This window comes from Bartonella sp. AC329YNZD, assembly GCF_042196685.1.
Taxonomy (GTDB): Bacteria; Pseudomonadota; Alphaproteobacteria; order Rhizobiales; family Rhizobiaceae; genus Bartonella.
On the sequence record NZ_JBHIQS010000003.1, the window covers coordinates 93,678 to 107,610 of the forward strand.

At 35.7% G+C, this 13,933-nt stretch carries 11 protein-coding genes and 1 other RNA gene; 3 read left to right on the forward strand and 9 right to left on the reverse strand.

The window, feature by feature from the left end; genetic code table 11:
• Positions 1–879 precede the first annotated feature (879 nt).
• The 8 genes from ACFIMW_RS02725 to ACFIMW_RS02760 all read right to left on the reverse strand — a co-directional run bounded on the left by ACFIMW_RS02725 (position 880) and on the right by ACFIMW_RS02760 (position 9,338).
• On the reverse strand, positions 880–1,908 hold the full coding sequence (locus ACFIMW_RS02725; protein WP_375608040.1) for a YeiH family protein: 1,029 nt from the start codon (positions 1,906–1,908) through the stop codon (positions 880–882).
• Positions 1,909–1,957: 49 nt separating this feature from the next.
• On the reverse strand, positions 1,958–2,563 hold the full coding sequence (recR, locus tag ACFIMW_RS02730; RefSeq protein ID WP_273790577.1) for a recombination mediator RecR: 606 nt from the start codon (positions 2,561–2,563) through the stop codon (positions 1,958–1,960).
• 30 nt (positions 2,564–2,593) lie between these two features.
• Positions 2,594–2,917: a YbaB/EbfC family nucleoid-associated protein gene (locus ACFIMW_RS02735; RefSeq protein ID WP_375608041.1), complete on the reverse strand. Its 324-nt coding sequence runs from the start codon at positions 2,915–2,917 to the stop codon at positions 2,594–2,596.
• A gap of 14 nt (positions 2,918–2,931) precedes the next feature.
• Positions 2,932–4,872, reverse strand: a complete 1,941-nt coding sequence (locus ACFIMW_RS02740) for a DNA polymerase III subunit gamma/tau (protein ID WP_375608042.1) — start codon at positions 4,870–4,872, stop codon at positions 2,932–2,934.
• A gap of 222 nt (positions 4,873–5,094) precedes the next feature.
• Positions 5,095–5,192, reverse strand: an RNA gene (gene ffs / locus ACFIMW_RS02745) — signal recognition particle sRNA small type.
• 1,610 nt (positions 5,193–6,802) lie between these two features.
• Complete coding sequence (locus ACFIMW_RS02750; protein ID WP_375606799.1) at positions 6,803–7,210, reverse strand: hypothetical protein; 408 nt, start codon at positions 7,208–7,210, stop codon at positions 6,803–6,805.
• Positions 7,211–7,746: 536 nt separating this feature from the next.
• Positions 7,747–8,610 carry a prephenate dehydratase gene (locus tag ACFIMW_RS02755; protein ID WP_375606800.1) on the reverse strand — a complete coding sequence of 288 codons (864 nt, stop codon included), beginning with the start codon at positions 8,608–8,610 and terminating at the stop codon, positions 7,747–7,749.
• Positions 8,607–9,338 (reverse strand): 3-deoxy-manno-octulosonate cytidylyltransferase, encoded by a 732-nt coding sequence (locus tag ACFIMW_RS02760; RefSeq protein ID WP_375608043.1) that lies wholly within the window; start codon positions 9,336–9,338, stop codon positions 8,607–8,609. The genes ACFIMW_RS02755 and ACFIMW_RS02760 overlap by 4 nt, the downstream gene beginning before the upstream one ends.
• Before the next feature lie 104 nt (positions 9,339–9,442).
• Between ACFIMW_RS02760 and ACFIMW_RS02765 the strand changes: the two genes are divergently transcribed.
• A complete protein-coding gene (locus tag ACFIMW_RS02765) occupies positions 9,443–10,006 on the forward strand; it encodes a c-type cytochrome (protein WP_375608044.1) in 564 nt (187 codons plus the stop codon).
• A gap of 898 nt (positions 10,007–10,904) precedes the next feature.
• Here ACFIMW_RS02765 and ACFIMW_RS02770 read toward each other — a convergent pair.
• The gene (locus ACFIMW_RS02770) at positions 10,905–11,699 is read right to left on the reverse strand and encodes a molybdopterin-synthase adenylyltransferase MoeB (RefSeq protein ID WP_375608045.1); all 795 of its coding nucleotides are present in this window, start codon (positions 11,697–11,699) and stop codon (positions 10,905–10,907) included.
• A gap of 87 nt (positions 11,700–11,786) precedes the next feature.
• Here ACFIMW_RS02770 and gshB point away from each other — a divergent pair, with 87 nt between their 5' ends.
• Positions 11,787–12,734 carry a glutathione synthase gene (gene gshB / locus ACFIMW_RS02775; RefSeq protein ID WP_375608046.1) on the forward strand — a complete coding sequence of 316 codons (948 nt, stop codon included), beginning with the start codon at positions 11,787–11,789 and terminating at the stop codon, positions 12,732–12,734.
• 134 nt (positions 12,735–12,868) lie between these two features.
• On the forward strand, positions 12,869–13,915 hold the full coding sequence (locus tag ACFIMW_RS02780) for a substrate-binding domain-containing protein (protein ID WP_375606805.1): 1,047 nt from the start codon (positions 12,869–12,871) through the stop codon (positions 13,913–13,915).
• The last annotated feature ends 18 nt before the right edge of the window (positions 13,916–13,933 follow it).

The following is a 13,933-nucleotide window of genomic DNA, read 5'->3' on the forward strand; positions in this document are numbered from 1 at the left end:
AGGCCTGTTATATTTTTAATCTTTTTATTGTCGTATATTTCATTTGTAAGAAAGTTGCTAGTGCCAATAAGTAACAATATCTTTTATAGAATAAACGAGATATTGATGTGATCCTTATAGGTTTTTGTTATCAATGAATTGATTTATAATAATAGTTTATTATTGCCATGTTCAATAATATCCTTGGATATTGTAAGATTTTTTCATTTCAAACTCATAAATTAAAATCTTTTTCTTACACGGCATGAAAGAGAGTTGGCGTGTAGATAAAACTATTGAAGAAAAGAGTAAAATTTCTCTCATAAACCATTTAAATGCAAGAGCTGTTGCAATATTGGGAGTTAGCAAGAGTTTGATATTAGAGGCTTGTGACTTTATGAAGCGAAGAGGGAGGTGCATAATGTATTTTATACACTTTATAGGGATTTTATATTATATTATTCACAGGCACAGCCTTGAAAGGGAGTTCATGTGCCTTGAGAGGTATTTTTTTACAAGCAGGTGAATGAGCAACATAAATATGTTCTGTTTTAGGTATTTTCTCTTCGTGAGAAGGATGACTTCATTAAAGAACATATTCTATCAGTCTTCTATAAAAAAATTAACTTAATTAGATCTGAAATAAAGAGCATTATTTTGTATGCGTTCCATATTGAATACTATACCGTTGCAAATCACTATAGATTGAAAAGCTTATTGAAAAAGCAAATTCGATAGTTTTCACTTCATATCGTAGCATTTTCAATTTTTTGTATAGAATATAGGATAATAAGCAAATTTTTAGAATTTTTGCTGATTTTATGAAAGAACTGTTTTTGATATTAGTAAATCTTTGATTTATTATATACTCCATTAAAAAAGAAACAATTAATGCATACTTCAAAGTACTATATGATTTAAATCATTCAATTGTATCATGATAAGGCTACAAATACCGAGAATAATTATGGAGCAGGTTGAAGCCAAAATAACGCGCCATCCTGCTTTTTTTAATGATCGTATATCAACACCTAAACCTAATGCTGCCATTGAAATGATAGTGAACACCTGAGCAGTAAGTTTGATCGGATTTATAGCCGTTTCAGGAATAAGTCCGCTTGAGCGGATAAGCATCATGATAATAAAGCCGATTATAAACCATGGCACAAGAGTATGTAGACGAAAACGTGTTTGTGCTGAGCGATGATAGATAATTGATAGAATAAAAATAACAGGACCTAACATGAGAACGCGTACCAATTTAACAATTGTTGCAATTTGGACGCTTACAAAAGAGATAGATGCTGTTGCTGCCAAAACTTGCGGTACAGCATAAACAACCATGCCAGCAAGCACACCATATTGGCTAAATGACAAATTCAAAGATGGATGTAAAAAGGGTAGAAATAAAATAATAAGAACCCCTAAAAGAGCGGTAAAAGCAATTGATGCGGCTACTTCGTCATGCTTTGCTTTAATGACAGGCGCAACAGCGACAATAGCTGAATTGCCACAAATAGCATTCCCGCAAGCGACTAACATTGCTAAATGTGTAGAAAGCCCGAAAAGTCGACCAATGACAAAGCTAAGGATAATTGTTATGAATATAACGAATACGATGCTAGCAAGTAAATTCCAACCAGCTGAAAGGACTGCATTAATACTAATGCTTGCACCTAGAAGAACAATAGCAATTTCGAGAAGTGTTTTTGCACAAAAGGTGATACCTTTTTGAAAATATGTTGGCAAAGTAAAACAACTACGGGTAATAGAGCCTAAAAGAATTGCCAAAACAAGGCTTTCAAGCCACGCTTCTGCAAAAAGCTGTTTTTCTACAACTTCTAAACCATAAGCTAAGGCTGATATGAGTAAACATACTAAAATACCAGGACCAAAGTCGTTTAAAAGTGAGAGTTTTTTCTTGATCACTTGAATATTCCCCCGTCATTAAAAAGCTAAAGGTTAAGAAGAAAAAGTTTTAAAGGTTTGTTCGTGCTTGTACAGCTGCTGCTAAAGTTCCGTCATCAAGATAATCAAGCTCGCCTCCTACAGGGACACCATGAGCAAGTCGCGTAATTTTAACTGGAAAATTGGAAAGCTGATCGGTGATATAGTGAGCAGTTGTTTGACCTTCGACAGTCGCATTGACAGCAAGAATAATCTCCGTGATAGGGTTTTGTACAACACGTTGTATTAAGGTGGCAATATTGAGTTCATCAGGGCCTATTCCATCTAAGGGAGAGAGTCGTCCACCCAACACATGGTAACGTGCGGCTAAAGTTTTTGCGCGCTCAAGGGCCCACAGATCAGCAATATCCTCAACAACAATGATTGTTGTATCATCGCGGCGTAAATCTGTGCAAATTGAACAAGGATCAATGGTATCGACATTTCCACAAACAGAACAAATGCCGACTTTTTCTATAGCTGCTTGTATAGCCGCTCCCAAAGGCTCCAGCAATGTCTCTTTTTTTTTGATAAGATGAAGCGCAGCACGACGTGCCGAACGTGGACCAAGACCTGGTAACCGTGATAAAATCTGAATGAGACGTTCAATCTCAGGTCCTGCAATGTATTTAGACATATTTTTGTCCCACGGAAAAAATCCGTTTCATTAAAATGGAAGCTTGAAACCTGATGGGAGTGGTAGCCCTGCTGTCATGCTTTTAGTTTTTTCTTCCATAGCCATTTCAATTTTTGCTTTGGCTTCATTATGGGCTGCCATAACAAGGTCTTCAAGAATTTCAGATTCCTCCGGTTTGAGTAATGAAGGGTCAATTTGGATGGCGGTTATGGTATTTTTGCCGTTTAATGTAACACTGACAAGCCCACCGCCAGCAACACCAACCACTTGTAAATTCGCCATTTCCTCTTGAATTTGCTGCATTTTCTCTTGCATTTCTTTGGCTTTTTTCATCATGCTCATCATTTCACGCATAGGAAGAGGTATCCTTATTCATCATTGATATTACTGTTATTTTGAAAAATATCAGCATTTTTAAAGGTATTAGGAAGTAAATCAAGATCATTTTCTTTTTTATTGAGTCGAATATCGACAATTTTTGCTTCTGGGAAATGATTAAGGATTTTTGCGATGTCAGGATCTGTCTCTGCTTTGGAAAAAAGAGTCTTTTGAATCGCTATACTTTCCTCCTGTAAGGTTGGGCCACCTCCTTCATTGACAAAAGCTATTGTCCAGCGTTTTTTAGTCCATTGAGATATTTTTTTTTCTATATCATGAGCAAGAAATTGTGGAGTATTTTCAGAAAGTCTTAAGGTAATATGCCCAACATCAAAAGAAACAGGATGAACAAATTCTTTAACAAGGAGTTTGAAAGGAACATCATTATGCTGTTCAGCTAATTTAACAATATCGTGCAAAGAATTAATCACTAGAGTTCTAGGTTCAGCAATCTCTTCTGTTATTTGTGTGACACAATGCGATAAATTTTCAATCTTTTCAGAAAGATCAGTAGATTGAAAAGTTTCAAGAGTTTTTGTTACTTCGTGGGCGTTGGTTTTTTCAGGAGTTTGATTTTTAACTAAATTTTCCGGTTGTAAGGAATTATCTAATTGGCTTTTCAAGGATGTTTTTAAATCTGATAGATCTGATAATGTATTGGTAACGCTTGAGAAAGTATGGGCATCGACCGTTGTTTCTTTTGTTATATTATTTGCATTCGTAGATTCTTGATGAGAAGAATTTGTAACGAGTGTGAGAGGTGTTTTTTCTTGCGTAAGCTTTTTTAAAGCTTCATCAAGAGTTGGTAGGTCAGCCGTGTGAGCAAGACGAATTAAAAGCATTTCAGCGGCTTGAAGTGGACGTGCAGTTTGATTAACTTCCTGTAAGCCTTTGAGTAACATTTGCCAGTTTCGGGATAAAACAGGAACGGAAAGTTTTTTTGAAAAGTCTAAACTTCTTAAACGTTGTTCTTCAGTTAGTGAGAAATCTTCCACTATTTCTGGTGTAAAACGTAAACGTGTGACCAGATGATTAAAATCGGCTAGTTCTGTCAATATAGTAAGAGGATCAGCACCTGCATCATATTGACTGCGTAATTCATGTAATGCATTGACAACATTACCCTTCATGATAAATTCAAAGAGATCGATAATACGTGCTTGATCAGCTAACCCTAACATTGTACGCACTTCAACAGCATTAACATTGCCATTGCTATGGGCAATCGCTTGATCAAAAATGGATAATGCATCACGTGCAGAGCCTTCTGCAGCACGAACAATCATAGAGAGTGCTTGCTCTTCCACTTCTACCTTTTCATATTTTGCAATTTGGCGCAAATGCGCACTCAAAGCTTTTGATTCAATACGTCGTAAATCGAAACGTTGGCAACGTGAAAGGATTGTAATAGGAACTTTGCGAATTTCTGTTGTGGCAAAAATAAATTTTACATGGGATGGTGGTTCTTCAAGAGTTTTCAACAAACCATTAAAGGCTTGTGTTGAGAGCATATGGACTTCATCGATAATATAAACCTTATAGCGCGCAGAAACAGGACGATAGCGTATTTGTTCAATAATTTCACGAATATCGTCAATGCCCGTATGAGAAGCGGCATCCATTTCTATAACATCAATATGGCGTCCTTCGATAATTTGTACGCAATGTTCACCAAGAGAGTCTAATATGGTTGTTGGTTGGTCAATATCTTTTGTTTTATAATTGAGCGCACGTGCCAAAATACGTGCTGTTGTGGTTTTACCTACGCCACGAATCCCTGTTAACATCCACGCTTGTGCAATACGACCTTTTTCAAAGGCATTGGTGAGAGTACGCACCATAGCTTCTTGACCAATGAGATCAGAGAAGTTTTGTGGTCGATATTTACGAGCAAGAACACGATAGGCTGTTTCTACCGGTACACTTTCCATGAATGTTTCCAACTTCGAAGTTTGTTATGCGTATATTTTGATAATACAAAAGCATAGGTCAATACTGTACTTTCATATAAAAGGATTTTTTCTTAATCAAATTATTTATGGGAGCCTTTATTTAAAGACAATCAAATCCCTCTACTCATTGCATACAAATGCCGCTTTGAAGATTAAAAATACTTCGCTAAAAGACAGCATAAAAATAATTTCTTCAGCAAAACAGGAGGTCGGCACGATGACCCGTACCAGAACCCGTTAGGGCTGCTTCTTTCCAGACCTGACCCAGTTGGCGAGTAGTTCGTCCACCACCAACCTCCCAAGTTCATATTGTCGATTTGGAATGAAAAATCAAGCTCGGAAACGAAAAATATCCTAAGAACGACAAAGAATTTTCCTTTGCGTTTAATTTATTGACATATAAACAACAAAGAGATTGAGGATTTATCAGTTTTCATAGCAGGAGTTTTTCATATTTATTGGGGATGAAAATATTTTCTTCGTTTAAGATAATCTGAATGTATAATTATAATCATTCGTTCAAACTTGCCTGTAAGAATTTTAGGATAGCTCCGTCTGTTCTAAAATTACGAAGTTGAATCATTAAAATTTGCAACGGCAAAAAAGGAAAATAAAGCATATAGATCGTGCAATGAATTATAATGAGAAATTTAGAGGAAGAATATTGTTTATGAATAATTATAAATACTAATTTAATAGTATCGCTCTTCTCATACAAAACAGAGCACTTCAAACAGAATACATTGAATGTTGTACATTCACATGCTTTTACAAGAAATATTTTTCAATACTTTTAATTCGATTTCATCACATCACTTGTAAAGTGTATACATACTGCTTCTGAGGTATAAATCCATTGAGCAATTCCATCTTTACATTTGTGAAGAAGCACGCCGGCACCATCATTAATATTTGCCAACTTGTGGGTGTTGCAACAGCCCTTGGCACTTAAGATGGTTCATAAAAGCCATTTTACTCCTTTCTTATACAGTTTTATCCTCACACTCATCCCGCTTTTGACGTACAAGGAGATGGTTTTGATTGATTCAAGATAAACAAGTTTGAAATGAAAGAATCTTACGATATTCAGGACTCTCATTCAATATGCAGAACAGAGAATTATTATTTATAAATCAATATCTTGACTTATAAAAAAGTTTCATCATTTTTATTGTGAACGAGAATATCAAATACGTAATATTTTTTCTTTTAACATCTATGAATGTAAATCTTGAGTAGATGTTATCGCTCTTTTTTCTTGAGTGCTGATTTTCTTCATTAAAGACGTTGGGCTCATCACTAGATAAATCAATATATGTGTTCCCATTATTGGAGAAAAGATTTCACATATCTTTTAAGGACTGTACTCATACAAGAGACGATGCAATTTAAAAGCTATAAAATAATAATGGTGGCTGGCACAGATTTATGATTTTATAACTGTAAAAATGGTATTTTATATACACGACATTTTATAGCTTTAAATAATTAGATTTTTTAACGAAAAGAGAAAAGCGAGATAAATTTTTATAAAAAGCTGAATGAGTATGACTTAAAGTGCAGTGAGGAATGCGTCTGCAGATGCAAATTTTACTTTCTGTTTATCTAAGTGATTTGGGTACGATGTGCTTTATAGTACTTAAAATAAAGCAGTTGCGAAGATAGAAGTTATATTCTTATTAAAAAAATAGCTCTGATAGTAGAAAATACAGAACAATTTAAGTTTAGTCTTCTAGTTTTCGCAAAAGTTCTTTAATATCTAACCTTATAAGCATCTTAAGGTTTGCCATATTAGTATAAAAATAATCTTTTCAGCGATTAGTTTTAATGGCTCATTATGCCGTATTTTGAAAAAAACACCTAAAAAAAAGAATAACTCTACTCAAATTTAGATGTTATAGAAATATTGTTAATCATAACCTCCTGTGTCACAATCTGTTCCAACAACTTTTTTGTTCGTAATATTTTTAAAAATATAACGTCCTGACCAAGGAAAACTTATATGAAGAGATTTTATATTTTTTAGGGTAAAGATTTTCTTTTCTTTATCATGGGTTATTTTCTTTTCATCATCAACAAAAATTCTCAATTTGTTTAAATCAGAAGGGGCAGAGTATGATAAAGTAAAGGATACTTTCTTCGGTTTAAAGATATTACAAGAGTATTCAACTCCTTGCTGGAATGTATAGGATGGTGTGATCACAACACTTTCATCCCGCGCAAAATTCCATTTTTTTTCACCAAAGCCAGCAAATGCAACACTAGAGTAGGCGAGAATATTTGCAGCTAATAATCCTCGCGTGAAGACTTTTTTCATTATCCTCTCCTTTTTCTAAAGTGAGGTGAATCATAAATCAATTTTTATAAAGATAAAAGCTCAAACTTAATGCTAAAATCAGGGCTAAGTTGCATTTTCTAGTTTCAAACTATGTTTAGAATGGTATTAATCTAAGAGATTTGAATGCTCTATTATGTATAATAATTTTAATTGTTTTGAGAGCGAATTTAGAAGTTCGTTATCTTTATTGGAATATTGTCAGAGGAAATGACTTTTCTCAAGAGTCTCTCTTTGAATATATAAAGGAAAATAGATGGTACAAGCGTTTTTATTTTTGGTTACTGTATTTTTTACACTGGTTTTTATACGAGTTGAATTGCGGTTTATCGTGATATAATTTGTGAGAAAATATTATGAAAATAATTTATATATTCTGTTACGAGCTGTTTTTTCTTCTTCAGTGTTTATAAAGGGTGTTGAGTAGAAAAAAACGAGCCCTTTCAAGATGCGTTGCATTATGAAATTTTTACGATGCTTTTTGATATCAACAAAAAATGATAGCAGCTTAATTGCTTTTATATATACGATGTTCGATCGTTTTGTGCTGGATAAGTACCGATAATACGCAGTTCTGCAGAAAAGAAAGATAATTCTTCTAAGGCAAGTTTCATCATCGGGTCTTCAGGATGTCCTTCAATATCAACAAAGAATTGTGTTGCATTGAAATTTCCACCAATTTGATAGCTTTCTAATTTTGTCATATTGATACCATTCGTTGCAAATCCTCCCATAGCTTTATAGAGAGCAGCGGGGACATTGCGCACTCGAAAAAGAAGACTGGTGATGATTTTTTCGCCATTTTGAGGTTTGGGGACATGTCGTTTGGAGCGTGAAAGGATGACAAAACGGGTAATATTATGAGGGTTATCTTCAACATTTCTTTCAAGAATATCAAGTCCATAGAGTTCTGCTGCGATTAAAGGTGCTAAGGCAGCCTGTGAACGTTTAGCATTTTTTTTAATAAATTTTGCAGCTCCAGCGGTGTCAGCAGAAACAACAGGTTTCCAACCGTTGTTTCGTATGATTTTTCGGCATTGTGCAAGGGCATGCGTATGGCTGTGGACGGTTTTAATTTCGTCATATGTAACGCCGGGCAAAACCATGAGTTGAAAATGGATAGGTAAAAAATATTCATCAATAATATAAAGAGACGACTGCGGTAAAAGATGATGAATGTCTGCAACGCGCCCTGCAAGAGTATTTTCAATAGGGATCATAGCAAGATCAGCTTTCCCGCTTTCCACTAAATTAAGAGCGTCTTCGAAAGTAGCAGAGGGAACAGCATCCATATTGGGGAACATATTGGAGCAAGCAATATGGGAATTAGCGCCGTATTCTCCTTGGAAAGAAATTTTATTGGTTTTTTTAAGTATTTTCATGCTAAAATCTCACAAGCTCTATCGAGATCATGTTGTGTGTCTACACCTAAGGGAATTGTATCGACTATTTCCACATCAATACGCATATTGTTTTCTAATGCACGTAATTGTTCAAGTTTTTCACGTTTCTCAAGTGGTGAGGGTTTGAATGATACAAATTTTTCAAGTGCTTCGCGCCTATAGGCGTATATTCCAATATGGTGATAAAGAGGACCATCTCCATAGGGTGCTGTGGCGCGAGTAAAATAAAGAGCACGAAGGCGATTTTGAGAAAGCGGTGTCCCAATGATCTTGACAACATTGGGATCTCTTGTTTCATTTTCTTCAATGATTTGAGCACCCAAGGTTGCAATATCAGTAAAGCTATTTTCTAAAGGGCGTAGTGCACGAATGATTTCACGAGGCATGATTGTTGGTAGGTCACCTTGTATATTTAAAATGGCGTTGTAGCGTTGTTCAGGATCAATGCGTACTAAAGCTTCATAAATACGATCAGATCCAGACTTGTGATCACAAGATGTCATGATGTATTCATGTCCATAAGCTGTAACGGCTTCAGCAATATCATGATGATCTGTTGCAACGATGGTCCGACCTAATGCGGCTTTTTTTGCTTGTTCTGCGACATGAACAATCATCGGCTTTCCAGCGATTTCAGCGAGAGCTTTTTTAGGAAGGCGGGTTGAGCCCATACGGGCAGGAATAAGAATAATTGGTTCAAGAGCCATTGCAAGATTCCAAACGTCGTCTGTGGTGCATTTAGGATGTTGTGTGTTATAAAGAAAAAGCTTATACTAAAAATAGTAATGAAACCATGAACATTTGAATTTTTATGAATCGCTGGAGAGTTATCTATTTTGTTTTTGCTTGTTTATGTGTGTTGATCATTGTTGTGGGAATTTCCACACTCAGCAATATAGTTTATGATCATCCTACATCGGTTCAATATTATCATACAGTTACCAAGAACGATATATTTAAAGAAAAACAGAAAGCGATGGATGTTTCTCTATCACTCAATAGCCGCCTTCAACAAGGTGATTTTGAAAATGGCCGTAAAATTTTTCGCCAATGTGCCATATGCCATACTTCTGGACGCAATGAAGCAGGGCGTGTTGGTCCAGTTCTTTGGGAAATTGTTGACCGCCCTTTGGCATCAGCAGCAGGTTTTGCATATTCACGGGTATTACGTGCGCACTCTGATCAAAAATGGGATTTTGTAACGTTAGATCGTTATCTACGTTCTCCACGTGAAGCATTTCCTGGGACCATTATGTCTTTCCGTGGAATTAAAAATGACCAAGATCGTGCTGATCTTTTGCTTTATTTACGCAGTTTATCCGATCATCCTGTTCCTTTACCAATGGATAATAATAAAGCGAACGAGCCAAATTAACTTATACCATAGATGTTAATTTTAGAAAGAAGTCTGATTTTTTTGTAATTTTAGTTTCGCAGTTTTATAAAAAGAGCTCTTATTGATGTTTTGTTAGGGCGAACGCCCCTCACGCAAAACAGAACACATTTAACATTGCATATTTACTCGCTTATTTTAAAGAGATCTTTTATAAAAATGCACTTTTTACACTGTCGTCTGTAGATTGGTTTTCAAGATTTGTGTGCTTCACTTTTTCTACATATAATTGTTCTATGAAATTATTGCTGAAGGATTATCAATTCATGAGCCGCAGCTTTCTGCTTCTGAATGTAATAATTATGTAATTAAAGCTCTCCATGAGGTTTATCTTAATCCTTCTATACACATCAATTCCCATGTATTTTTCTTATGAACTGAGACAATTGATTGTTCTTATACGTGCAATAATCCTAAGCTGCATTTTATGATGCTTGATGAATAGACGTTTTCTCTTAAGGTTAGAAGTGTGTGGACAGATCATTGACCTTTTATAGTACCGATCACTAAAATATGACTTAGATTATTTATAGGTTATGGTTTGAAGTGAGCACTTTCATGTGAAACAATTTTTATGTGTGACTAGTAAAATAGTTGAATAGAGTTCCGTTGATTGTATTTTTATCTACGTTGAAAATTTTTTACACAAGAATACTGATGGGAGCTAAGTTTGCACGAGTCTCTGTCTATTTATAGACGATGACATGAAATTATGATGATAATCCATTATAGAGAATTATTTTTTCACAAAAGGTTTTCCATATTTGTGATAAATTTAATAGGTTTCATTGGTTACAATGTTTCGATGACTTACGATAAAATATTAGTATTTCAATACATATTGCGAGAGTGCTAAAAGTTAGTGGAAGAGAGAACATCATCAAGATTCTCCAAGCTTCTTAATAACTATGGCATTTTCTTTATAATTTGAGCGTTTATAAGTAATAATATTAAATTGTGCTAATAATCCATTATAGAGAAGAATCTTTCCTACTAATGGCTCTCCGATGTTTGTGATCATTTTAATAACTTCCATTGCTTGTAGGGTCCCAATAACACCGGGTAAAACACCGATAATTCCAGCTTCAGCGCATGTTGGAATAGTATCGGGAGCAGGAGGCGTGGGAAATAAATCGCGATAGTGAGGATTATTGTCTTTATATGGCATAAGGACGGTTAATGAGCCATTAAAACGTTCTACAGCACCACTTATTAAAGGTTTTTTACATTGGGCAGCGTGATCAGCAAGAAGATAGCGTGTCGTAAAATTATCACTTCCATCAACAATGATGTGGTAAGCATTGAGCAGTTTATCCACATTACTGTTATCTAAGCGTAGGGTGTGTTTTTCAACTACAACATGGGGATTTATTGCTTTTATAGTGGTTTCAGCACTGTCTGTTTTGCTTTTGTTCATTGCACTTGTTTTATGAATAACTTGGCGTTGTAAATTGGAAAGTGAAACAATGTCATTATCGATAATTCCAAGGGTTCCAACACCTGCGGCAGCCAAATAGGTTAAGACAGGAGCACCGAGACCACCAGCGCCCACAACAAGGACACGTGCTTTTTTTAGCTTTTGTTGCCCTGCACCACCAATCTCAGGCAAAATGATGTGGCGTGCATAGCGTTCGATTTCTTCGTTGCTTAATTTTGTATCTGTTTCTTGTGTCATAAATTTTCTCTTGTCATAGTTCTTTTATTGTTTACTAAGTTTATGATGCATAGACCAGTCTGCTTTTAGGATAGGGAGGATTTATTTATGAAAATTGCCATTCAGATGGATCATATTTCAACAGTTCGGATTCAAGGAGATACGACATTCGCACTCGCTTTAGCAGCACAAGAACGTGGACATTCTCTCTTCCATTATACACCAGATCGTTTATCTCTGTGCGATGGTTGTGTGATTGCACGACTAGAGCCATTGATTGTACATGATAAAGAGGGAAGCCACTATCAATTAGAAAAGCCTGTTCGCACAGAATTAACAGATATGGATGTGGTTCTTTTACGCCAAGATCCCCCTTTTGATCTCAATTATATCACCACGACTCATTTGTTAGAACGTATTCATCCTAAAACACTTGTTGTGAATGATCCGGCATGGGTACGCAACAGTCCAGAAAAAATTTTTGTTACTGAATTTTCCGATTTGATGCCAGAAACACTAATTACCAAAGATATTGAAGAAATAACAGCTTTTAGAAAGACATTTGGCGATATTATTGTTAAACCACTTTATGGGAATGGGGGCGCTGGTGTTTTTTATTTAAAACAAGATGATCGCAATTTAGCATCATTGTTGGAAATGTTTGCAGAAATTTATCACGAACCTTTTATTGTTCAGCGCTATTTAGAAGTAGTACGAAAAGGAGATAAAAGGATTATTTTGCTTGATGGTGCACCTGTTGGAGCTATTAATCGAATTCCGACAGAAACAGATGTGCGCTCTAATATGCATGTTGGAGGTCGCGCGGAAAATGTTGAGTTAACAAAACGTGATTATGAGATTTGTGAACGCATTGGTCCAGCCTTAAAGGAACGAGGTCTTCTTTTTGTGGGGATTGATGTGATTGGAGATTATATAACAGAAATCAATGTGACGTCTCCTACGGGAATTCGTGAAATTAAACGCTTCTGCGGTACAGATGTTGCTCATTTGTTTTGGGATGTTATTGAGTTCAAGCGTTCAAATGAATTTATTTGACAGAAGATAAAAACATGGTTTTAAAAAAATGATCCATATTGTTTTTTTATATTTGTTATGGTGCAAATGTGAACTACAATGACCGTATGATATGAATTAAGAGGCTTTGTCCTCAATTTTTAGGGAGTTTATAGATGAGCAGAGTATTATCAATTGGAGTGGGATTGATTTTTGCGCTACTGCTGTCAGCAAATGGAGGCAATGCACGCGATCAAATACAGATTACTGGTTCATCTACAGTTTTACCTTATCAAAAGATTGTTGCTGAGACATTTGGAGAAATTTATCCCCATTTTAAGGTTCCTGTTATCGAATCGGGTGGAACAGGAGCTGGTATTAAGGAGTTCTGCCGTGGTATTGGGGAGAACACTGTTGATATTGTTAATGCTTCGCGAGCAATGAAATCGAGTGAATTACAGTCTTGTTTTGATGCTGGTGTAAAAGATGTTGAGGAAATACGTATTGGGTATGATGGCATTGTTTTTGCAACAGATATTAAGGGGCCTGATTGGAAATTACAGCCAGTAGATGTTTATAAAGCCCTTGCTGCTCGAATTATTATAGACGGAAAATTGCAACCGAATAATTTTTTGAAATGGAGTACAGTTAATAGTGCTCTTCCTGATTGGACGATAGCAGCGTATATTCCTGGAGAGAAGCATGGGACACGTGAAGTTTTTGAGGAAAAATTACTTATTGAGGGGTGTAAAGAGAGTGGGGCAGTTGAGGTGATGAAGTCTTTAGGAATGGATGATAAGGAGATACACACTGCTTGTATTGCGGTACGTAAGGATGGAAAAGCGGTTGATATTGATGGTGATTATTCTGAAACATTTGCGCGTCTAACTTCTAATAAAACAGGGGTTGGTATTTTTGGTTTGTCTTTTTATCAAAATAATGCTGATAGGCTAAAGGTTGCTGATATTAACGGTTTTGCGCCAACAGTTGAGACGATTTCTAGTGGACAATATCCAGTTTCTCGTCCACTTTTTTTCTATATTAAGAAAGCACATTTAGGTATTATTTCAGGTTTGCGAGAGTATGTTGATTTTTTTCTTTCTGACCAAATGATTGGTCCAGAGGGTCCTTTGGCTGAATATGGTTTGATTGTTTCTCCTGAAAAGGAACGTCAAGCACAGCGTTTTGATTTTTCTGCTGGTCGAGTAATGACATTGAAATAATTTGCAGGGAAAATTTGT